A 20,540-nucleotide genomic window follows, 5' to 3' on the forward strand; every position below is an offset into this window, starting at 1 on the left:
TCAGCGCTTGCGCACGAATTCCGTGCGCAGGACCAGCCCCTTGATCGCGTCGTGGCGGCAATCGATCTCTTCCGGATTATCGGTGAGCCGGATCGACCTGATGACGGTGCCCTGCTTCAGTGTCTGGCCGGCGCCTTTGACCTTCAGATCCTTGATCAGCACTACGGAGTCGCCGTCGGCTAGAATATTGCCGGAGGCATCCCGGACTTCGGCTGTCTTCGCCTTCTCCGCGGCAAGTTCGGAGGCCGGCTGCCATTCCCCGGTTGCTTCGTCATAGACGTAATCGTCGTTGCTCTGGTCGCTCATCTGTCGTGCCCCTTCCCTGGGAGACCTTGCAAGGGTCCCGCATGTCAGGAGCGCATCTATCGCGGAAAGCCGCCGAGAGCAAACCGCCGCTTTCCCATCGAGGGCGCCTCGCAGACCAGCGGACATCAGGAGGGCCGTCAAAGCATTCCGGTCCTGGTGAGCGAAGCTCTTCCGGCAGATGGGAATTGGTTTTGGCGCGCCTTGCCTTGTTTCCTCTTCGGCTCTGGCATCCGATGTCGATCCCTTGGCCGTTCCGCCCTTCGGTTTCGTTGCGGTCTGAACCGGCTGCCGGTCGTTTCAAGGCCGCTGTCGCGCCGCGGGGCGGCCGGTCATGCCGCTTGTCGCAGAGCAGGAACGCGGGCCTCGCAGGTCTCAAAGACCCGCTTGCTCGCGCACCGGCTCCGCTCGATCTGGCCTGCCCGGACCCTGAAACGCCCGGCTTGCGCCGGCTCCTCTTGACCGCACCGAAGGGCAGATCGGCCAAGGGGGCCGAACCGCTTCGGGGAAACCGAGAAGGAAACCACCATGACAAAGTCCGCAACCCAGTCCCGCCAATCCGCCCGAGTCGTCCAGCTCCGCAAGGGCGCCACCATCGAAATGGTCCGCCTCACATGCCCCGATGAAGCGCAGGCGCTCCGGATCGCCGAGAGCTTCGGGACCGCCATTCTCGACAGCGACGGCATCCGCGACATGCACGAGCGCCTGATCATCGAAACCGCCACAGGACTCTCCGAGGGCTTAAGCGAACGGGCGATGCAGATCCATCTGCAGCGCATCGTTGGAGCGTATGTCGGATCCGCTCATGGCGCGGGCCAGTTCTACTCCCGCGCCGTCAGCGAGGCGCGTGACGCCACCGCTAAGGGTGTCGCCGATGCGCGCGACGAGGATCTCGACGGTCCCGTCGGCTATGACAGCGCCGCCCAGCGCAAGCGCGAGTTCGCGGCCGACATGGGCGTTCAGGCGCACGCGCTGCGGATGGCCGCCGAAAGTGCCGTCGCCGCCTACGAGCAGATCGTTGGCGAAGCATGGAAGCCCTTCGACCGGCCTGTCGACAATCCGGGCCAGTCCCTCGACCGCAAGGCGGCCGCGGCGCAGATGTCGGCCTTCGATTGAGGCCGACCTGGCGGAGCTTCGGCTCCGCCTTCATCGTATCCAGGAAGAAGCCGTCTCCTCACGGGGGGCGGCTTTTCGCGTTTCGACGTCGCGGCGAAGTCGCATCAGGAGAGGTGAGAGAGAGAAAGAAATCGGGGCGAGAGACAGGCGCCATCGCGGCCCGTCCCTTCTGTCGGTCCTGCAGGAGCCGGCGGCAGGCGCAACGGCTACGCCGTCCTTCTCTTCGTTCCGGCCGTTCCGGTGCGCATGCCGCCCGACCGCTCCTGCCATCGACCCTCCGCGACGGGGCCGCGATGGGCGCGGCCTCACACGGAGGTCAGAAGGATGAGCAGGAAATCAGCAAGCGCGAGGATTGACATCTATGCGCGGATCACGGAGCGCATTGTCGCCGATCTGGAGAAGGGCGTGCGCCCGTGGGTGCAGCCCTGGAGTGCCGGCAACATGTCCGGCCGGATCACCCGGCCGCTGCGCCATAACGGCCAGCCATATACGGGGCTGAATGTCCTCCTGCTCTGGTCCGAGAGTATCGCCAGCGGGTTCATGTCGGCGACTTGGATGACGCTGCGCCAGGCGAACGAACTCGGCGCCCATGTTCGCAAGGGCGAGAGCGGCGCGACCGTCGTCTACGCCAGCCGCTTCACGAAGACCGAGAAGGATGCCGGCGGCGGTGAAGTCGAGCGCGACATACCGTTCCTCAAGGCGTACACGGTGTTCAATTGTGATCAAATCGAGGGGCTTCCGGATCACTACTATCACCGCCCGGAACCGGGCGCAGAGCCGCTCGGGCGCATCGAGTACGCGGACCGCTTTTTCGCCAACACGGGCGCGGTGATCCGGCATGGTGGGTCACAGGCCTTCTATCAGCCATCCAGCGATAGCATTCAGATGCCGGGTTTCGAGACGTTCCGGGATGCCGACAGTTATTACGCCGTCCTCGGACATGAGGTCACCCACTGGGTCGGCGCAAGCCACCGGCTGAATCGGGATTTGAGCCGCTATCACAAGGATCGCACGGATCGCGCGCGCGAAGAGCTTTGTGCCGACATAGGGGCATGTTTCCTCTGCGCCGATCTCGGAATCGTGCCCGAGCTGGAGCCGCGGCCCGATCACGCGAGCTATGTGGCCTCGTGGTTGAAGCTGCTCGACGGTGACCGCCGGGCAATCTTCCAGGCGGCCGCACATGCGCAACGCGCTGTCGCCTATCTTCATGACCTCCAGCCGAATGCGGAGCGGAAGGCTGCCTGATGGTGACGCTCCGAACATCGATGGGGAGGGCGACCGGCCTTCCTCATCCGGCCGTGCGAGCTTCGATTCATCTGTTGGAGAAACCTTGCAGATATGGGCGAGCCGATCTACATTATTTCTTGAATTTATCTACATGGAGTGACCCATGCCGATCAACGTCAACAATCCTGAAGCGGACGCGCTCACGCGCAAGTTCGCGCATATGGCTGGCGTCAGCATTACTGATGCGATCGTGATTGCCATGAAAGAGGCGATCGAACGCCGCCGTCACGAGGAGACGCCGCTGCAAACCGCTGCCCGGCTCCGCGAACAACATGGCGTCAAACTCGATGAGGCTCAGAGACAGCCGCTTCCGCACGAAGCCTACGACGAACTGTGGGAAAGCTGATGTTCGTCGATGCCTGCGCCATCATAGCGCTCCTCTCCGACGAGCCGGAAGCGGAGCGTGTCTCCAATGCGATCGCGTCCGCGAAGGTCGCCTTCACATCCCCGGTTGCCGTGCTTGAAGCGGTGCTCGGCCTTGCCCGCTCCGACAAGTTCGGCCTCGCCGTGGCGGAGGTAGAACCGATCGTCATCGAGTTCCTCGATGAGCGCGGAATCGAAATCCGCGATCTCCCGCCTGCGGACGCGACTACCCGGATCGCTCTTTCCGCCGCGCATCGCTATCGCGCGGGCCGCCGGGGCCTCAATCTCGGTGACTGCCTGCATTATGCATGCGCCAAATATTATAACGTACCCATTCTGGCGACGGCAGATGAGTTCAGACAGACAGACGTCGACACCGTACCCTGACGCGGCCGGCCATGATGGCTGGTTTCGGGCGAAGGTGCAGGAGGCCTTGGAAGATTCCCGGGCCGACACTCCCGACGAGAGGGCCGAAGCTCATTTCGCCGAGCGACGTCTAACGGCGCGGTGCAGTGTCGGCGATCGTCACGTGTAGGCCCTTCTGATCGGGCGGGCGAAGTCGGCAGGCACGCGGAACGAGCCCCGCCGCGCGACGGCGGATCTGGTGTGGTCGATATAGGCATGCCGCGAGCCTGTTGGTTTCGAAGCGCTCCCATTCCTTCCTCTCGACCGCCCTCCAGGGAGGTGCCGTGAAACCCGGGTTGCCCGCTTGTCCGAGGATACGCGCGCGATGGAAGAGCCGCCATAAGATCGGCGCCGACCAGCGCATTCGTTATGGACATGATGCGGATGGGGCGTCGGTGAGGGATCGACGGACACGGCGAGCCGTGCGGACGGGAGCCATCGTGAGAGAGCGGTGCCATCACCGCGGTCGCCGTCGGGGATCGCCGATGAACTCCGGGCCATGATCGGTGTTCCTTGCTCGATTGAAGCGGGCCACACCCACGCAGACCTCGATGGATCTGGTGTGACCGAAGGACGACTTCGTCTCGATCGCCATCCCGCAACGGCCGTCCGCAACTTTCTTCCCCTGCGAACTGCGTTCGCATTCCTCGCGGTAACCAAGAAAGCCGCTCCCGGCCGTCCTCCACTCACGTTCCGGCCCCCCGGGGTGCGGCGTCGATCGCCATCGGTCCTTACACCGCCATCGAGGCCGCGGTGGGCGCGGCTCGAGCAAACCGGAAAGTAGAGTAGGAGCACAGCGCCTGCCTGCCTCGCGGCAGGTGGTTTCTGCGCCCCTCTCGCCGAACCGGACGTGCAAGTTTTCCAAGCCACCGGCTCTCCATGCGTGGCTATCGCCACGGGTGGCCCTCACACGGACATGAGGGTGTCGAACGATGCCCAGAAGCGATCAGCTCCTTTTCGGAACTTCTCGTCAGGGTCGTTCCATCCGTTTGGTATTCGTATGCCCCGGAACGGGAAGCGGGTTGACCCGCCCTCCCGGAAGAACCGCAGCGATTTCGGTCCGTCGACCCATCGCCAGCGGCTGTCGGGTGCTGTTGCACGGAAGCGGCGACATAGCTCACGCCATGTCGCCTTTCGATACTTCTTGCGCAGCCATCGCCCGATGCGCTCCCATAGCCACCAATCCAGACCGGAGAAGTCCCGCGTGGCCCATGTGGCGTAGCGGTAGTAATTTCGCCAGCCGGTGATGACCGGGTTGAGGCTCTCGATGAGATCGGCAAGGGATTGACCTGTCGGTGTCTCCTTCACCCTGACCTTGATCTTGTGGCGCAGATCCTTCAGCTTGCTCTTCGGTATGAAGAGATTGCCGACCATACGGCCGGTGCGGCGAGCCTTGGTCTGCACTACCCGATAGCCGAGGAAGTCGAAGCCTTCCCCAACCTGGGTGATCCTGGTCTTTTCCATCGACAGTTCCATGCGCAATTCCTGCTGTAGGAACTGCGCTAGCGCCAGCTTTTCGGTCTCCGCTTCCTCACGTGTTCCGTCCGTCAGCACGACGAAGTCGTCGGCATATCGAACGGCGAAGAATGTCGGCCTGTTTCTCCGGCGGTCGTAAAGCCGCCGATCGGCTGCATTCTGCGGTCGCTCGCGAGGACGCATCGACCACCGTCCATACCTCTCGTCAATGGCAGCCAGATAGATGTTGGCCAGCAACGGCGAGATGATGCCACCCTGCGGGGTGCCCGTGACAGGGTGGCGGACGGAGCCCTCGACCATGACACCGGCCTTCAGGAAGGCGAGTACGAGCCAGAGAACCTTTCGATCTCCGACACGGCAGCGTACTCGCTCCATCAGCACATGATGATCGACGGCGTCGAAGCAGCCCCTGATGTCCCCTTCGATCACGAAGCGGTACTCGGAGGTGCCGCTGGGTGTGGGGTGCAAATGACGCTGGATGTTCGCCAGCGCATCATGGGTGCTCCTGCCGGGCCGGAAGCCGTATGAGGTCGGATAAAAGTCCGCCTCGAAGATCGGTTCCAGCACGAGCTTCAAAGCCATTTGTACCAGTCGGTCCTTGAGCGTTGGAATGCCGAGTGGACGCACCTTGCCGGGTTTGCCCGGTTTTGGGATCAGCCTTTGCCGGACAGGCTCGGGCCGATATGTGCCGCCGCGCAGCTCATTTCGGATATCCTCGACGAATTGCACAGCGCCGCCCGGCCGCTCTTCAACCGTTTTCCGCGTGACGCCATCGGTTCCCGGTGTTCGACTGCCCTTGTTACGGGACAAGCGTCGCCAGCTTTCCGAGAGCGTCCTGCGGTCGCATACGATGTTGAACAGATCCGCGAACACCTTGTCGGCGTCCGCGACACTCCACCTGTGAAGTTTGCGCTGCATGTCGAGGACGAACACGGTATTCACCGCATCGGGCTTCATCGGCCCACCTCCTGCCGGCTTGCTTCACTCACTGTCTCCCTTCGCCATGTGGACGGCTTTCCCGCCCTCGGACTACTACGAAGACTCCGCCCCCAGCCGCGCCGATCATCGGTCGCCTCGATCATCTCGCGCCGTCCGGCGGGAGAGAACACGGCAAGGTTCCCAAGTTCACCTGTTGTCCCTTCGCCTGCCTTAGGGACCGACTCTACCCCGTGAGAACTCCGGCCATCGGCCACCGCAAGCTGGGCCGCTGGCTGACGCGCGCGACCGCGCACGCCCCTGATCCCCGGTAATCCAGCGGAGATCGGCGCTTCTCCGGTCTTTCGACCGACCTGCCCACTTCCGGCTTGGCAGGTTCCATGTTGCAACGAGGCTTCAAACATCGGTTCGATTATTCTTCCCATAACAGGCATGCTTGCCGGACCGGCCACGGGCGGAAGTCCCTGGCCGTCCGACTTTGACGGGTTCTGCTTATTTATGGCTTGCCGAAGGCACCCGGCTTACCTCACCCGTCTGCTTCAGCCCCCGCGCTTGCGGCGCGTTGGCGGCAGGGTCTCCCACCCTGCAGGGGCAAAAAGTGCGCGTGACGGTTTCCAGCCGTCACTCTTGGCGCACGTAGAGTAGGAGCACAGCGCCTGCCTGCCTCGCGGCAGGTGGTTTCTGCGCCCCTCTCGCCGAACCGGACGTGCAAGTTTTCCAAGCCACCGGCTCTCCATGCGTGGCTATCGCCACGGGTGGCCCTCACACGGACATGAGGGTGTCGAACGATGCCCAGAAGCGATCAGCTCCTTTTCGGAACTTCTCGTCAGGGTCGTTCCATCCGTTTGGTATTCGTATGCCCCGGAACGGGAAGCGGGTTGACCCGCCCTCCCGGAAGAACCGCAGCGATTTCGGTCCGTCGACCCATCGCCAGCGGCTGTCGGGTGCTGTTGCACGGAAGCGGCGACATAGCTCACGCCATGTCGCCTTTCGATACTTCTTGCGCAGCCATCGCCCGATGCGCTCCCATAGCCACCAATCCAGACCGGAGAAGTCCCGCGTGGCCCATGTGGCGTAGCGGTAGTAATTTCGCCAGCCGGTGATGACCGGGTTGAGGCTCTCGATGAGATCGGCAAGGGATTGACCTGTCGGTGTCTCCTTCACCCTGACCTTGATCTTGTGGCGCAGATCCTTCAGCTTGCTCTTCGGTATGAAGAGATTGCCGACCATACGGCCGGTGCGGCGAGCCTTGGTCTGCACTACCCGATAGCCGAGGAAGTCGAAGCCTTCCCCAACCTGGGTGATCCTGGTCTTTTCCATCGACAGTTCCATGCGCAATTCCTGCTGTAGGAACTGCGCTAGCGCCAGCTTTTCGGTCTCCGCTTCCTCACGTGTTCCGTCCGTCAGCACGACGAAGTCGTCGGCATATCGAACGGCGAAGAATGTCGGCCTGTTTCTCCGGCGGTCGTAAAGCCGCCGATCGGCTGCATTCTGCGGTCGCTCGCGAGGACGCATCGACCACCGTCCATACCTCTCGTCAATGGCAGCCAGATAGATGTTGGCCAGCAACGGCGAGATGATGCCACCCTGCGGGGTGCCCGTGACAGGGTGGCGGACGGAGCCCTCGACCATGACACCGGCCTTCAGGAAGGCGAGTACGAGCCAGAGAACCTTTCGATCTCCGACACGGCAGCGTACTCGCTCCATCAGCACATGATGATCGACGGCGTCGAAGCAGCCCCTGATGTCCCCTTCGATCACGAAGCGGTACTCGGAGGTGCCGCTGGGTGTGGGGTGCAAATGACGCTGGATGTTCGCCAGCGCATCATGGGTGCTCCTGCCGGGCCGGAAGCCGTATGAGGTCGGATAAAAGTCCGCCTCGAAGATCGGTTCCAGCACGAGCTTCAAAGCCATTTGTACCAGTCGGTCCTTGAGCGTTGGAATGCCGAGTGGACGCACCTTGCCGGGTTTGCCCGGTTTTGGGATCAGCCTTTGCCGGACAGGCTCGGGCCGATATGTGCCGCCGCGCAGCTCATTTCGGATATCCTCGACGAATTGCACAGCGCCGCCCGGCCGCTCTTCAACCGTTTTCCGCGTGACGCCATCGGTTCCCGGTGTTCGACTGCCCTTGTTACGGGACAAGCGTCGCCAGCTTTCCGAGAGCGTCCTGCGGTCGCATACGATGTTGAACAGATCCGCGAACACCTTGTCGGCGTCCGCGACACTCCACCTGTGAAGTTTGCGCTGCATGTCGAGGACGAACACGGTATTCACCGCATCGGGCTTCATCGGCCCACCTCCTGCCGGCTTGCTTCACTCACTGTCTCCCTTCGCCATGTGGACGGCTTTCCCGCCCTCGGACTACTACGAAGACTCCGCCCCCAGCCGCGCCGATCATCGGTCGCCTCGATCATCTCGCGCCGTCCGGCGGGAGAGAACACGGCAAGGTTCCCAAGTTCACCTGTTGTCCCTTCGCCTGCCTTAGGGACCGACTCTACCCCGTGAGAACTCCGGCCATCGGCCACCGCAAGCTGGGCCGCTGGCTGACGCGCGCGACCGCGCACGCCCCTGATCCCCGGTAATCCAGCGGAGATCGGCGCTTCTCCGGTCTTTCGACCGACCTGCCCACTTCCGGCTTGGCAGGTTCCATGTTGCAACGAGGCTTCAAACATCGGTTCGATTATTCTTCCCATAACAGGCATGCTTGCCGGACCGGCCACGGGCGGAAGTCCCTGGCCGTCCGACTTTGACGGGTTCTGCTTATTTATGGCTTGCCGAAGGCACCCGGCTTACCTCACCCGTCTGCTTCAGCCCCCGCGCTTGCGGCGCGTTGGCGGCAGGGTCTCCCACCCTGCAGGGGCAAAAAGTGCGCGTGACGGTTTCCAGCCGTCACTCTTGGCGCACGGATCACGACAATGGCAGTCATCGGCGAATTCACCACCAACGGCAACAACTCGATCATCGGCAACGTGCGCACGCTCACGGTCAGCATGCGGGTCCGCCTCAACCCCATCGAGCGCGTCTCGCGCGACGCCCCGGACTTCCGTATCACCGCCGGCAACGGTGTCGAGGTCGGCGCAGGCTGGAAGGCGGTCTCCAACGACGGCGAGGAATATATCTCGGTCAAGCTGGACGACCCGAGCTTCAACGCCCCGATCACCGCGGCCCTGTGGCCGAGCGAGAAGGAAGGCGAATACGCCCTCATCTGGAACCGCCCGAAGCGGGAGGCTTGATCGCCACGCCCAGGAGCTCCGCCACCGGGCGGGGCTCTTCTTCTTATGTCGCCTGAGGAAGCCGGTCGCGGGCATCGAGCCCGCTTCCGGCCTTTCGGGTGCCATCCGGAGAGCTGGGGGGTCTGCTCAGTTCGTCCGAGAATGCCATGGCGGACCGAAGGCGTCCAGCACGAGCGGTACCCCCAAAATGCTGGCGCATTTCGGCTCCCCCGCTCGCCGCCTCCGGCGGTCGCGTTCCGCGATCCTGGACTCCTCCGCTCCGCGATGACGCGCGGCGTCGTCTTTCACAAGCGTCAAGGAGACGACGATGACGATTTCTCTCGAAATGCAAATCGAGGAACTGAAAGCTGAGCTCAGGGCCGTTCTGGACGCGAGCGAGCGCTGCCAGATTGCGGTGGAGCTGGAACTGGCGCAGGCCGAGCTTGCGGCCGTTGAGGCCGAACAGGACGGCCGTATCAGCGGGGAGCCTCCTTTCTAGGAGACTTCCATAGGGCTGCCGATCTCAGCAGCCCACTCGCCTCAGCCGTTCAGTGCGTCCTTGACCGCCTTGCCGGGCGTGAACGTCAGCTTCTTCGAAGCGGCGATCTTGATCGTCGCACCGGTTGCGGGATTGCGGCCCTCGCGTTCCGGCGTGTCCTTGATCTTGAACTTGCCGAAGGATGGGATGGAAGTTTCCGCGCCGCTCTTTGCCGCCTCTGCGATCTGGCTGAACACGCTTTCGACGATGGCCTTGGCCTGTGTCTTGGTCAGGTTCTGCTCAAATGCGATCTTGTCGGCGATTTCGTTGGTGGTAGTCATGAAGGACAGTCTCCTCTGCTGGTGGTTGTCCTTCAGCTATGACGATGAAGACGCGGCGCCGATAGAGGCGCGAATGCTGGAAGTGTTGGCAGATGCGAGAAAACCACAGGAAACAAGCAGGCTCGGGCTGTTCAAGGTCTGTTATTTGGCGCGGTGGGCGTCGCGATAGCCCCGCTTTCGTTTCGTGCGCTCCAGGCGCGATAGCGCCCTGTCTGCATCCTCTTGGCCGTCGAAGGTTTCCATCATCGTCTGGCCGCTAGATCCGATCCGGCCCCAGTTGCGGATGACGGAGGCGCCGCCGAACAGCGTCGGCTGGATCGCAAGCGTATAGAAGCGACGCATGTTCCGGGCCGCGTCGATACGGTGAAGATGAATCTGGCCTGTCCCCTCGTTTTCCATGATTGGATTCTCGCTTCGTTTTGAAGCAGCGTCCAACGACTTCCATGAATCGATCCTGCGTGATTGATTCATCTCGCTGATGGTTTTCCCCTCCGGAGGTAGAGGGGCGTGGGCGAGGCGGCTTTGCCGCACGGCTCTATGCGCTGAAGCGCACCGAACCCGCCAAGCGGTTTCGTCCCATGCGGGTTTCGATCCTCTCGCGGACCGGCTCGCCGCCGGCACCTGGTTGCGCGGGTTCAGGCGCTGCTGTCATTCCCTTTTTGCCCTTCACGATGAAACCTGTTCTGCCCGACACAGGCTTTCATGTCCTCGCGCCGGAACCAGATCGCGCGACCGCATCTGAGCGGTGGATTGCCTGCCGTGAACACGATCTGCTCGTCGCTGCGCATGCGCAGGACTTCGTGCGGCATGATCAGCGGCCGGCGGCTGAGCTGTTTTGAGCGCGAGCGCGACGAACCCTTCATGCCGGTGGAGCGGTTTGTCTGGTCGACCTCGACCGTGGTGTCGCCGCAGCGCTTCGAGATGTAGTCGGCCGTGTCCGGATCATTGATCGCAGCGAACGAGATCCACGATGCGGACTCGAACCATTTGCTGGTCGCGTCACGGCCGCCATAGGCCTCGCGCATCTGGCCGATCGACTGGAAGATCATGGTGAGCGTGATGCCGTATTTCCGGCCAGCGTCGCGGGCCGTTTCAAGGATGCGCAGATAGCCGAGGCGGGCGACCTCGTCGAGCAGGAAGAGCGTGCGCCCCTTGACCGCGCCATTCCGGTTGTAGATGGCGTTCAGCAGCGAGCCGATGACGACGCGTGCCAGTCCCGGATGGGCTTCCAGCACCTTCAGATCGAGCGCGATGAACAGGTCCGCTTCGCCTCCAGCGAGATCGTCGGTCGAGAAACTGTCGCCCGACACGAGCGCCGCATAGTTCGGATAGGAGAGCCAGTGTGTTTCCTTGACGGCATTGGCGTAGACGCCGGAAAACGTCTCCGGCGTCATGTTGACGAAGACGGCAACGTTCTCCTTCACGAATTCGGACTCGGACTGCTCGTAGATCCGCGTCAGGCGTTCGCGCAGCTTCGGCTCCGGCTCCGAGAGATTGGCCCGGACGCGGCGCAGCGTCTGGTCTTTCTCGTCCGTATGCCCGGAGAGACAAACGTCGGCGATCAGCGCCGTCAGGAGCTGCATGGCGGATGCGCGGAAGAAGTCGTCGCGGGCCGATGCGGCACGCGCATTGTCGGTCATTATCCACGTCGCCACCGCGACGATGTCCTCTTCCTTCGTGTTGCCGTGGCGGCCGATCCAGTCTAGCGCGTTGAAGCCGATCGCGGGCGTGGCAGGATCGAGCACGATGACGTTTCGGCCCGCCTTGCGCCGGTGATCGACGACCATCGGTGCAACTTCGCTCGATGGGTCGAGCACGACGAGGCCGCCACCCCATTTGAGTGCGGTCGGGATCGTCACGGATGTCGTCTTGAAGCCGCCCGAACCGGCGAAGACGATACCGTGCGACGAACCGAACGAGCCGTCGAAACACAACAGCGGAGATTTCCCGCCGGCGCCCCAGCTCTGCGTCTCACCGGCGCGAAACGGCATCGCCGCCACGCTGTCCTTGTCGACGCGGTAGCGTTCACCGATCACGATGCCGCCGGCATCGGGAAACAGCCTGGCGGCGTCTCCCATCTTCATCCAGTCGGCCTCGCCGTGCACGGCTCGCTTCCCCGCGATCCGCCGCGGCGTTGCTTTGGCAAAGGCGGCGTTCCCCCTGATCGCGACGCGTAGCGCGAAGATCCCGGTAAGGACGGCTGCGAATGCCCCGAGCATCGCCGACGGATCGGTATAAGCGAAAACCGACTGGCCGTGAGGCATCCGATCGGCAAGAGCAAAGAGCCGCCACCCTTCGCGTGCGATCGCCGCGATGCAGACGATTGAAGCGCCTGCCAGTACGCTCAAACCGGCTGCCTTGATGTTTGCCGCGCCCGCCGTCGCGAACAGGGCAATGACGCCGATCGCCGCCGCCGCCGCGTAGGGCAGGGCGAGGCCGATCCGTCCGAGCAACAGCTTCGCCCGAGGCGATGCTCCGAAACCCGATAGCCAGGTCTCGATTCCTGATATCGCCAACATGGCTGCGATCATGAATGCCGCTGGCAGGATTGTGAGAAGGAGCCTATTCATTCATTACCGCGACCGAACGCCTCGGCGCCGATTGCAGTCAACCGCGAGCGCTCGACTTCGTCGCCGCGGATGCGCCCCGCGGCATCGATCAGCAGCCCCAGCAGCAGCGCCCTTTTTTCGTAGCGCAGGCCGGCCTTCACGATCAGACCGCCGAGCTCGATTTTTTCGCGCGTGTCTTTCTTGCGGGCATCGGTCGATGTCGTTCGCCGCATGCGCTCAAGCCTCGCCAGCGCTGCCCGCATCCGCGCCAGGCGCGACCGCCGCGGATGTCTCCCCGCCGGTCCTGCCGTCGCCGGCATTCTTCTTTCCGGTCGTCTGTCCCTTGCCTCCGCGAAACCGTCCGGCGATGTCCTCGAACGCCGCCTGAAGTGTGGCCTCGTCGATCTCGATTTCGCCGAGACCGGCTTTGAGCGCGATCCTGCCGATGCGCTCCGCCTCGCGTGTCTCGGCTGCTTTGAGTTGATCCTGGAGCTTCGCGATTTCTTCCCTGATCTTCGACGACGGTTTCTTCATTCCGGTGGCACTCCCTGGCTGTCTTGGCGTTGCATTCGCGACGCCAAGACTCCTCCGGATGCATGCTCAAGGAAATGTGCAGATTTGCACGTCGGCAAGGCCGACACTTTGGAGGATGATCCCGCCGTTCCGAAGGAGCGGTCCAAGGGCGCAATTATACGTCGCTGGCGCGACGCCTTGCGTTGAGGCCTGAACGGCCTGGCCAGTTCCCGACGAACGAGGTTCGAACCAGGAGACTCACCTCCGTGGCCATCGCCCACTTCTCCGTCAGCATTGTCAGCCGTGGTGACGGCCGCAGTGCAGTGCTGTCGGCTGCCTACCGGCATTGTGCCAGGATGGAGTACGAGCGGGAGGCCCGCACCATCGACTACACCCGGAAAGAAGGGCTTCTGCACGAGGAGTTTGCTCTCCCGGCGGATGCCCCGAAATGGGTGCGGCTGCTGACAGCCGATCGTTCGATTGCCGGTGCTTCGGAAACCTTCTGGAACAAGGTCGAGGCTTTCGAAAAGCGCTCCGATGCCCAGCTTGCCAAGGACCTGACCATTGCTTTGCCGCTGGAGCTGACGGCAGAGCAGAACATTGCTCTGGTGCGGGATTTCGTGGAGCGGCACATCCTGTCGAAGGGCATGGTGGCGGACTGGGTCTACCACGACAATCCCGGCAATCCGCATATCCACCTGATGACGACCCTGCGTCCGCTGACCGAGGATGGTTTCGGCACGAAGAAGGTCGCGGTAACAGGCGAAGACGGGCAACCGCTGCGAAACAAGGCGGGCAAGATCGTCTACGAGCTCTGGGCCGGCGGGACGGATGATTTCAACGCTTTTCGTGACGCCTGGTTCGAGCGTCTCAATCATCACCTGGCGCTGAACGGGATCTCGCTGCGCGTCGATGGCCGATCCTATGAGAAGCAGGGCATCGATCTGGAGCCGACCATCCATCTGGGCGTCGGCGCCAAGGCGATTCAGCGGAAGGCGGAGAGACAGGGCGTTCGGCCGGAGTTGGAACGGATCGAGCTGAACGATGCGCGGCGCGCGGAAAACACCCGCCGCATTCTTCGAAACCCTGGGATCGTGCTCGATCTGATCACGCGGGAGAAAAGCGTCTTCAACGCCCGAGATGTTGCAAAGCTTTTGAACCGTTATGTCGACGATGCGACCGTGTTCCAGCAGCTCCTGGCTCGGATCATCGAGAGCCCGGAGGTGCTGCGGCTTCAGCCCGACACAATCGACTTCGCGACCGGGGAAAGAGTGCCGGCCCGTTACACGACGCGCGAGTTGATCCGGCTCGAGGCGGAGATGGCGCGTCGCTCAATCTGGCTTGCGGCAAGGGTGTCGCATGACGTCTCGGCCACGGTGCTGGAGGCCACCTTCGCCCGTCATTCGCGTCTGTCGGATGAACAGCGGACTGCCGTCCAGCATGTCGCCGGTTCAGCGCGTATCGCAGCCGTGGTCGGTCGCGCAGGTGCTGGCAAGACCACGATGATGAAGGCTGCCCGCGAGGCGTGGGAAATGGCCGGATATCGCGTCGTTGGCGGTGCGCTTGCGGGCAAGGCAGCGGAAGGTCTGGAAAAGGAAGCGGGGATCCAGAGCCGCACGCTTGCCTCATGGGAGCTACGGTGGAACCGCGGCCGTGACGTTCTGAACAACAAGACCATCTTCGTCATGGACGAGGCCGGCATGGTTGCCTCAAAACAGATGGGCGGGTTCATCGACGCCGTGGTCAAGGCAGGTGCGAAGATCGTGCTTATCGGGGATCCCGAACAGCTTCAACCGATCGAGGCGGGTGCTGCCTTCCGCGCCATCGTCGATCGCATCGGCTACGCCGAACTCGAAACCATCTATCGCCAGCGCCAGGACTGGATGCGCAAGGCGTCGCTCGATCTTGCACGCGGCAATGTCGAACGGGCGATTGTGGCATACCAGGGTGCAGGCAGGGTGCTCGGCGCGCGCCTGAAGTCTGAAGCCGTCGAGAGGCTGATCGCCGACTGGAACCACGACTATGATCAGACGAAGACGACGCTGATCGTCGCCCATCTTCGACGCGATGTGCGCATGCTCAATGTCATGGCACGCGAAAAGTTGGTCGAACGCGGGATCGTCGGAGAGGGCCACACCTTCAAAACCGCCGACGGCACCCGCCGTTTCGACGCCGGCGACCAGATCGTCTTCCTGAAGAACGACGGCTCGCTCGCAGTCAAGAATGGCATGATCGGTCATGTGGTAGAGGCGGCGGCGAACCGCATCACCGTCGCCGTGGGTGAGGGCGATCAGCGTCGGCAAGTGATGGTCGAGAGCCACATCTACAGCAACCTCGATCACGGCTACGCCACCACGATCCACAAAGCCCAAGGCGCGACCGTCGACAGGGTGAAGGTGCTGGCTTCACTCTCTCTGGATCGCCACCTTACCTATGTCGCGATGACGCGCCATCGGGAGGATCTGCAGGTCTATTTCGGGCGCCGCTCGTTCGAGATGAACGGCGGGCTGAGCAAGGTTCTCTCCCGGAAGAATGCCAAGGAAGCAACCCTCGATTACGAGCGCGGCACGCTTTACCGCGAGGCGCTTCGCTTTGCCGAAAACCGAGGCCTGCACATCGTTCACGTGGCGCGAACATTGCTGCGCGACCGGCTCGACTGGACACTGCGGCAGAAAAGCAAGCTGGCCGATCTCACCAACCGCCTTCGCGCTCTCGGCGAACGGCTTGGCTTGCGGCAATCGCCGGCAACCCAATCAGTCAAGGAGTTGAAACCCATGGTCGCCGGCATCACCCGGTTCGAGAATCCCGTCGCAGAAACGGTCAGCGAGAGGCTCGACGCTGATCCGGCCTTGAAGAAGCAATGGGAGGAGGTTTCGATCCGGTTCGCTTACGTCTTCGCCGATCCCGAAACCGCCTTCCGGGCAATGAATTTCGACGCCGTGCTGGCGGATAGAGACGCGGCGCGACAGGTGCTTCAGAAGCTTGAGGCCGAGCCGGCGTCGATCGGTCCGCTCAGGGGCAAGACCGACATTCTTGCCAGCAAGACGGAGCGCGAGGCGCGACGCGTCGCCGAGGTCAATGTGCCCGCCCTGAAGCGCGACCTCGAACGCTATCTCCACATGCGCGAAAGCGCCACACAGCGCATGGCGGCTGACGAACAGGCGCTGCGCCAGCGCGTCTCGATCGACATCCCGGCCCTGTCGCCTGATGCACGCGCGGTGCTCGAGCGCGTGCGCGATGCGATCGACCGCAACGATCTTCCCGCCGCCCTTGCATATGCGCTGAGCAACCGCGAGACGAAGCTGGAGATCGACGGGTTCAACAAGGCCGTCACCGAACGCTTCGGCGAGCGCACCTTGCTCACCAACGCTGCGCGTGAGCCATCGGGCAAACTCTTCGACAAACTCTCCGAAGGCCTCTCCCACCAAGAGAAGGAACGTCTCAAGGAAGCCTGGCCGGTCATGCGCACGGCCCAGCAGCTCGCCGCCCATGAGCGTACGACCGAGACCCTGCGGCAGGTCGAGGAATTGCGTCTCGCGCAACGCCGGACTCCGGTTGTGAAGCAATGAAGCGGCGCCGTGCGATCATGCTGTTGAGCACGTCAATGGTTGCTATCGCGGGCCTCATCACGGCTGCGGTCGTCGGTGGCTATCGGCTGAACCTGACGCCGAGCGAGCCGCTCGGGCTCTGGCGCATCGAGAAACTCAATCGTCCGGTCGAGGCAGGAGATCTCGTCTTCATCTGCTCGCCCCCGACTGCGCCGTTCGAGGAAGCGCGACTGCGAGGATATCTCCGGCGGGGCTTGTGCGCCGGTGGGTTTGCGCCGCTGATCAAGACGGTCGCCGCGCTTCCCGGACAGCATGTCGAAATTACGGATCACGTCGCGATCGACGGCGGTTCCCTTGCCGCATCCGCCGTCCGGAAGACGGACGGAGAGGGCAGGACGATCACGCCATATCCAGGTGGCATCGTGCCATCAGGACATCTCTATCTCCATTCCTCTTTTGCGAGCTCCTATGATTCCCGATATTTTGGGCCGGTTCCGGACCGCGGCCTCCTCGGCGTCGCCCGGCCGATCCTCACCTTCGATCCGTGATCACATTTCTGGCCTTTGGCGATCTGCGTTGCTCATCGTCGCCTCCGTCGTCTGCGGCTCACTCGGCTGGAGCGGCAATGTGCTCGCTCTTCCGACCGCGATGTTCTTCCCGGCGCTCTGGGCGATGTCGCGGTCGCGCGTGGTCGCGGCCCTCGTGTCGGCCGGCTATTTTCTGGTCGCTTCGCGTGGTTTGCCGCTGGGCGTCGCCAACTTCTATGCCGCCGATCTCTGGCCCGGCCTTCTGCTTTGGCTAGCGGCCTCACTCTCCTTCGTCGCCGTGCATGCGGCGCTCTGGACAAGGCATCCGGGAAGGGCGAGGGCAGTGCGTTATCTGGCGGCGGCGGTGCTGACGGGGCTGCCGCCCTTCGGCATCACTGGATGGGCGAATCCGCTGACCGCAGCCGGGGTACTGTTTCCCGGGTGGGGATGGTGGGGATTGCTCGCAACTGCAGCCGGCCTGCTCGTCATGGTGATGAGATATCGGCCGGCAGCTGTCCTTGGCCTCGCTGGCTTCTGGCTCTGGTCCGCCGCAATGTGGACAGAGCCGAAGCTACCGGAAGGATGGATGGGCGTCGACCTTGAATTGGGACGAAGCCTTGGCCGGGACGGGTCGCTCGAGCATCACCGTGGCCTGATCGCCACAGCGCGCATATCCGCAAGTAAGGGCGCGCACGTTGTCGTCTTTCCGGAGAGCGCGCTCGGCTTCTGGACGCCGACGGTCGCTCGCCTTTGGCGGGAGGGGTTGAACGGGCTCGACGTCACGGTCGTCGCCGGCGCCGCCGTCATCGATGCGCAAGGCTACGACAATGTCATGGTGGCGGTTGGTTCCGGCGCCGCTGGCATCCTCTACAAGGAGCGCATGCCGGTTCCGGTTTCCATGTGGCAGCCATGGTTGCGTTGGACAGGGCAGGGCGGCGGCGCCCAGGCGCACCTGTTCGCGAACCCGGTCGCGGAGGTTGGAGCAACGAGGATCGCGCCGCTCATCTGCTATGAGCAACTCATCCTCTGGCCGGTGCTGCAATCGATGCTGCATTCACCCGCCGTCATCGTCGCTACCGGCAATGGCTGGTGGACCAGGGGCACCTCGATCATCGCGATCCAGAAGGCGAGCGTTGCCGCATGGGCTAAGCTCTTCGACTTGCCCGTCGTCATGGCCTTCAACACATAACGGAGACAATCAGATGGTCGATGCCGCCCTCATCAAACAATGCGCCGATCCCGGCCTGAAACCCGCGATTGTCGAACAGTTCATTGAGCGGGCGGGGTCGCAGGATCCGCTCGCGATCACGGTCCGATCCGGAAACCGCGTGGTGCTGGTGCCGAAGCCGGGAACGCCGGACGAGGCGATGGAACTGGTCCGCCAGCATATTGGGCGCAACGTCATTCGGGTCGGCATCACGCAATATCCAGCCGGTCTCGGCATCCTGGAGGCCGGAGCGCTGAGACCTGACCTTGTCGATCCTTGTGAAAATATCCGCATGGGCACCGCGCTCTTCGCCAAAGTCTATCGGATAGTCATGAAATGGTACGGTAGTCCCAGTGAGAAAGAGGTTCTTCCGCAAGTGCTCGACGACGCGATCATCGCCTGGCAGACGGGGTATTTCGAGGGGATGGCCGTATTCCGCGCGCCGGACCCTGGTGAGGTGAAAGCCCCTGAACCTGGTAGGGACGAGCCCACGAGCGACGCTATCAAGAAGTCAGCAGATTCTGCCGGGTCGGATGCGAGCGAGCCTTCCGAGGATGAGGCCCGTAGTGACGATCCCAACAAGGCGGGTATTCGTGTCGATCTGTCCGGAATCGGTGCCAAATGACATTGATGCAATGCCTAAGTGAAACCTAGCTTTGGGGTTGGCTATTTGCCATGAACCAGACCTAGTTCAGCAAGGTTGAAATGAAATGAGCTGATGCGTCACCATGCGGTCAGGCCAGACTCGGTTCTCGTTTCTAGATTTCAGCCATTAGCCAAGCGACACAACTTGCACTCGGCAGTGCAAAGGACTACATGATTTTACAAACTGCAACCCTGCCCTGTATAGGATTAGGCCAACTGATGAAAAGCTCTGTCGTCTTGTCTGCACCTGGCGCCCCTCCAAAAAACTCAAGAGATCAGGGACTTTCCAAACGGGAGGCGATCCTGGATGCGGCGACGCGCGTTTTTCTTGCTCACGGCTATGAGGGAGCCAGCATGGACCTTGTGGCGCAAGAATCAGGCGCGGCACGACGCACGGTCTACAATCAGTTCGAAAGCAAAGACGCGCTCTTTAACGCCGCCGTGGAGCGCGTATGGAAGGATATGCCGGTTGTCGGCATTATGGCCGATGAAGCCGCCCTCCAAGATCCAGGTCTTGGGCTCAGGAAAGTGGGATTGCTTATCGCGGATTTCTGGGCGCCGGATCAGGCCGTCGCGTTTGTTCGCATGGTCATCAGCGAGAGCAATCGCTTCCCGGATCTCGCCGAGAATTTCGTACGGCTTGGAAAAATGCCGGCACTTCGGGCCTTGATCGACTATATCAGCGCGCTGAAAGACCGAGGCCTCATCAAGGTGGAAGATCCCGATCTTGCGGCCCGGCAGTTCGTTGGGCTCGTCAATGAGCCGCTGCTTTGGTATCGCGTGATTGGTGTCGGTGGCGCACCCTCGAAGGCCCGGCGTCATCAAGTCGTTGAGGAAGCAGTTGCCACGTTCCTCGCACGCTATGGCACAAACGGAAAAGCCGCCGCATCATAACCGGCGGCGGCGTAATCTAAAACCGGACGGCTCCTCCTAATTAAAGTTTTCCTGTTGTTCCCGGCATCACGCGCCGGCGAATGACGGCCTCACCATTGTCGGTGCGAATGCCCATCGCATGTAGTCCCGGCTTACCACCATTGAAGCGTAGGCCAAGGCTTGTAGCGTCTATGTCAAGATAGTCGCTCATTTCCTCAGCGCTGCCCCCAAGTTCCATCCATGCGATGCCGCGAGCGGTCGTGGTCCCATGTTTGGCCTGAAGCCGACCTGCGTGCTCTGATCTGTCTTCGATATAGAAGAAATTCGGCAATCCCGCTTTCCAGGCGCGGGACGTGTCAGGCGTGCGAGCCGAGTACCCCATCGACCCGTCCGCCCGCATGCGCATGGTGCCTTCGAAAACGTCGCTTCCAAGACGCCGCGCGATCGCATCCAGTTCCGTCCGAGAATCGACACGGGCGCACCATCCGATAAAGCAATCGCCGTCCCGCGTCGCCTCGTGAAAAAATGTTGCAACTGGGTGCCCCGCCTCGACCGCGTGAGCATCAATCACACCTTCCACCTCAATGTAAGTATCGTCGCCCGTCGGTATGATCCGGTTGGCAAGTCGGTACTCGGGAAACCATCCCCCCTCGGCATTGCCCAATCCGGTTTCCTGAGTCAGGCGGTGGGTCGACTCCCAGAAGTTTCGCGCACCCAGGCAAATATGGTCGATCTCGATCATCGAATATGCTCCTCGTTAC

20 protein-coding genes are annotated in these 20,540 nt (G+C 62.5%); 11 read left to right on the forward strand and 9 right to left on the reverse strand.

The genetic code is table 11. The annotated features are described in order from the left end of the window. On the reverse strand, positions 1-306 hold the full coding sequence (locus tag AABQ55_RS33380; protein WP_272791904.1) for an alkylphosphonate utilization protein: 306 nt from the start codon (positions 304-306) through the stop codon (positions 1-3). Positions 307-831: 525 nt separating this feature from the next. On the opposite strand from AABQ55_RS33380, the gene AABQ55_RS33385 reads away from it, so the two are divergent. The 4 genes from AABQ55_RS33385 (at position 832) to AABQ55_RS33400 (ending at position 3,456) form a co-directional block, all read left to right on the forward strand. Then, the gene (locus AABQ55_RS33385; protein ID WP_272791905.1) at positions 832-1,419 is read left to right on the forward strand and encodes a hypothetical protein; all 588 of its coding nucleotides are present in this window, start codon (positions 832-834) and stop codon (positions 1,417-1,419) included. 324 nt (positions 1,420-1,743) lie between these two features. Then, positions 1,744-2,664, forward strand: a complete 921-nt coding sequence (locus AABQ55_RS33390) for an ArdC family protein (RefSeq protein WP_272791990.1) — start codon at positions 1,744-1,746, stop codon at positions 2,662-2,664. 145 nt (positions 2,665-2,809) lie between these two features. After that, a complete protein-coding gene (locus tag AABQ55_RS33395) occupies positions 2,810-3,052 on the forward strand; it encodes a type II toxin-antitoxin system VapB family antitoxin (RefSeq protein ID WP_272791906.1) in 243 nt (80 codons plus the stop codon). Further along, positions 3,052-3,456 (forward strand): type II toxin-antitoxin system VapC family toxin, encoded by a 405-nt coding sequence (locus AABQ55_RS33400; protein WP_064334948.1) that lies wholly within the window; start codon positions 3,052-3,054, stop codon positions 3,454-3,456. The genes AABQ55_RS33395 and AABQ55_RS33400 overlap by 1 nt, the downstream gene beginning before the upstream one ends. Positions 3,457-4,380: 924 nt before the next feature. On the opposite strand, the gene ltrA (AABQ55_RS33410) is transcribed toward AABQ55_RS33400, so the two are convergent. Beyond that, positions 4,381-5,907, reverse strand: a complete 1,527-nt coding sequence (gene ltrA / locus AABQ55_RS33410; protein WP_272809205.1) for a group II intron reverse transcriptase/maturase — start codon at positions 5,905-5,907, stop codon at positions 4,381-4,383. Positions 5,908-6,648: 741 nt separating this feature from the next. Further along, a complete protein-coding gene (ltrA, locus tag AABQ55_RS33415) occupies positions 6,649-8,175 on the reverse strand; it encodes a group II intron reverse transcriptase/maturase (RefSeq protein ID WP_272809205.1) in 1,527 nt (508 codons plus the stop codon). Between the two features lie 626 nt (positions 8,176-8,801). Between ltrA (AABQ55_RS33415) and AABQ55_RS33420 the strand changes: the two genes are divergently transcribed. Then, the gene (locus tag AABQ55_RS33420; protein ID WP_210057624.1) at positions 8,802-9,119 is read left to right on the forward strand and encodes a DUF736 domain-containing protein; all 318 of its coding nucleotides are present in this window, start codon (positions 8,802-8,804) and stop codon (positions 9,117-9,119) included. A 307-nt stretch (positions 9,120-9,426) separates the two neighbouring features. Further along, the gene (locus tag AABQ55_RS33425) at positions 9,427-9,597 is read left to right on the forward strand and encodes a hypothetical protein (RefSeq protein ID WP_272791908.1); all 171 of its coding nucleotides are present in this window, start codon (positions 9,427-9,429) and stop codon (positions 9,595-9,597) included. Between the two features lie 41 nt (positions 9,598-9,638). Here AABQ55_RS33425 and AABQ55_RS33430 read toward each other — a convergent pair whose 3' ends face one another. From AABQ55_RS33430 to traC, 5 genes are all read right to left on the reverse strand, one after another. After that, entirely contained in the window at positions 9,639-9,917 is a 279-nt protein-coding gene (locus AABQ55_RS33430) for an HU family DNA-binding protein (protein ID WP_272791909.1), read from the reverse strand. A gap of 141 nt (positions 9,918-10,058) precedes the next feature. Next, entirely contained in the window at positions 10,059-10,316 is a 258-nt protein-coding gene (locus tag AABQ55_RS33435; protein WP_114048293.1) for a WGR domain-containing protein, read from the reverse strand. 236 nt (positions 10,317-10,552) lie between these two features. After that, positions 10,553-12,487, reverse strand: coding sequence for a Ti-type conjugative transfer system protein TraG (gene traG / locus AABQ55_RS33440; RefSeq protein WP_272791910.1), 1,935 nt, complete (start codon positions 12,485-12,487; stop codon positions 10,553-10,555). Next, entirely contained in the window at positions 12,484-12,699 is a 216-nt protein-coding gene (gene traD / locus AABQ55_RS33445; RefSeq protein ID WP_272791911.1) for a type IV conjugative transfer system coupling protein TraD, read from the reverse strand. The genes traG and traD overlap by 4 nt, the downstream gene beginning before the upstream one ends. 4 nt (positions 12,700-12,703) lie before the next feature. Beyond that, on the reverse strand, positions 12,704-13,000 hold the full coding sequence (traC, locus tag AABQ55_RS33450) for a conjugal transfer protein TraC (protein ID WP_272791912.1): 297 nt from the start codon (positions 12,998-13,000) through the stop codon (positions 12,704-12,706). Positions 13,001-13,245: 245 nt separating this feature from the next. Here traC and traA point away from each other — a divergent pair, with 245 nt between their 5' ends. From traA to AABQ55_RS33475, 5 genes are all read left to right on the forward strand, one after another. Then, entirely contained in the window at positions 13,246-16,548 is a 3,303-nt protein-coding gene (gene traA / locus AABQ55_RS33455) for a Ti-type conjugative transfer relaxase TraA (RefSeq protein WP_272809206.1), read from the forward strand. Positions 16,549-16,583: 35 nt separating this feature from the next. Then, positions 16,584-17,075 (forward strand): conjugative transfer signal peptidase TraF, encoded by a 492-nt coding sequence (gene traF, locus AABQ55_RS33460; RefSeq protein ID WP_272791914.1) that lies wholly within the window; start codon positions 16,584-16,586, stop codon positions 17,073-17,075. Between the two features lie 28 nt (positions 17,076-17,103). After that, complete coding sequence (locus tag AABQ55_RS33465) at positions 17,104-18,243, forward strand: conjugal transfer protein TraB (protein ID WP_272791915.1); 1,140 nt, start codon at positions 17,104-17,106, stop codon at positions 18,241-18,243. A 13-nt stretch (positions 18,244-18,256) separates the two neighbouring features. After that, a complete protein-coding gene (locus AABQ55_RS33470; protein ID WP_272791916.1) occupies positions 18,257-18,886 on the forward strand; it encodes a TraH family protein in 630 nt (209 codons plus the stop codon). A gap of 239 nt (positions 18,887-19,125) precedes the next feature. After that, entirely contained in the window at positions 19,126-19,800 is a 675-nt protein-coding gene (locus tag AABQ55_RS33475; RefSeq protein WP_272791917.1) for a TetR/AcrR family transcriptional regulator, read from the forward strand. A gap of 40 nt (positions 19,801-19,840) precedes the next feature. On the opposite strand, the gene AABQ55_RS33480 is transcribed toward AABQ55_RS33475, so the two are convergent. Continuing rightward, positions 19,841-20,521 (reverse strand): VOC family protein, encoded by a 681-nt coding sequence (locus AABQ55_RS33480; protein WP_272791918.1) that lies wholly within the window; start codon positions 20,519-20,521, stop codon positions 19,841-19,843. Positions 20,522-20,540: the final 19 nt, after the last annotated feature.

It is taken from the genome of Shinella sp. WSD5-1 (genome assembly GCF_963942435.1).
GTDB classification, from domain to species: Bacteria; Pseudomonadota; Alphaproteobacteria; order Rhizobiales; family Rhizobiaceae; genus Shinella; species Shinella yambaruensis.

Coding starts and splice junctions, on each gene's coding strand:
- AABQ55_RS33380 (WP_272791904.1), bottom strand. CDS start 306: ATGAGCGACCAGAGCAACGACGATTACGTCTATGACGAAGCAACCGGG.
- AABQ55_RS33385 (WP_272791905.1), top strand. CDS start 832: ATGACAAAGTCCGCAACCCAGTCCCGCCAATCCGCCCGAGTCGTCCAG.
- AABQ55_RS33390 (WP_272791990.1), top strand. CDS start 1,744: ATGAGCAGGAAATCAGCAAGCGCGAGGATTGACATCTATGCGCGGATC.
- AABQ55_RS33395 (WP_272791906.1), top strand. CDS start 2,810: ATGCCGATCAACGTCAACAATCCTGAAGCGGACGCGCTCACGCGCAAG.
- AABQ55_RS33400 (WP_064334948.1), top strand. CDS start 3,052: ATGTTCGTCGATGCCTGCGCCATCATAGCGCTCCTCTCCGACGAGCCG.
- ltrA (WP_272809205.1), bottom strand. CDS start 5,907: ATGAAGCCCGATGCGGTGAATACCGTGTTCGTCCTCGACATGCAGCGC.
- ltrA (WP_272809205.1), bottom strand. CDS start 8,175: ATGAAGCCCGATGCGGTGAATACCGTGTTCGTCCTCGACATGCAGCGC.
- AABQ55_RS33420 (WP_210057624.1), top strand. CDS start 8,802: ATGGCAGTCATCGGCGAATTCACCACCAACGGCAACAACTCGATCATC.
- AABQ55_RS33425 (WP_272791908.1), top strand. CDS start 9,427: ATGACGATTTCTCTCGAAATGCAAATCGAGGAACTGAAAGCTGAGCTC.
- AABQ55_RS33430 (WP_272791909.1), bottom strand. CDS start 9,917: ATGACTACCACCAACGAAATCGCCGACAAGATCGCATTTGAGCAGAAC.
- AABQ55_RS33435 (WP_114048293.1), bottom strand. CDS start 10,316: ATGGAAAACGAGGGGACAGGCCAGATTCATCTTCACCGTATCGACGCG.
- traG (WP_272791910.1), bottom strand. CDS start 12,487: ATGAATAGGCTCCTTCTCACAATCCTGCCAGCGGCATTCATGATCGCA.
- traD (WP_272791911.1), bottom strand. CDS start 12,699: ATGCGGCGAACGACATCGACCGATGCCCGCAAGAAAGACACGCGCGAA.
- traC (WP_272791912.1), bottom strand. CDS start 13,000: ATGAAGAAACCGTCGTCGAAGATCAGGGAAGAAATCGCGAAGCTCCAG.
- traF (WP_272791914.1), top strand. CDS start 16,584: ATGGTTGCTATCGCGGGCCTCATCACGGCTGCGGTCGTCGGTGGCTAT.
- AABQ55_RS33470 (WP_272791916.1), top strand. CDS start 18,257: ATGGTCGATGCCGCCCTCATCAAACAATGCGCCGATCCCGGCCTGAAA.
- AABQ55_RS33475 (WP_272791917.1), top strand. CDS start 19,126: ATGAAAAGCTCTGTCGTCTTGTCTGCACCTGGCGCCCCTCCAAAAAAC.
- AABQ55_RS33480 (WP_272791918.1), bottom strand. CDS start 20,521: ATGATCGAGATCGACCATATTTGCCTGGGTGCGCGAAACTTCTGGGAG.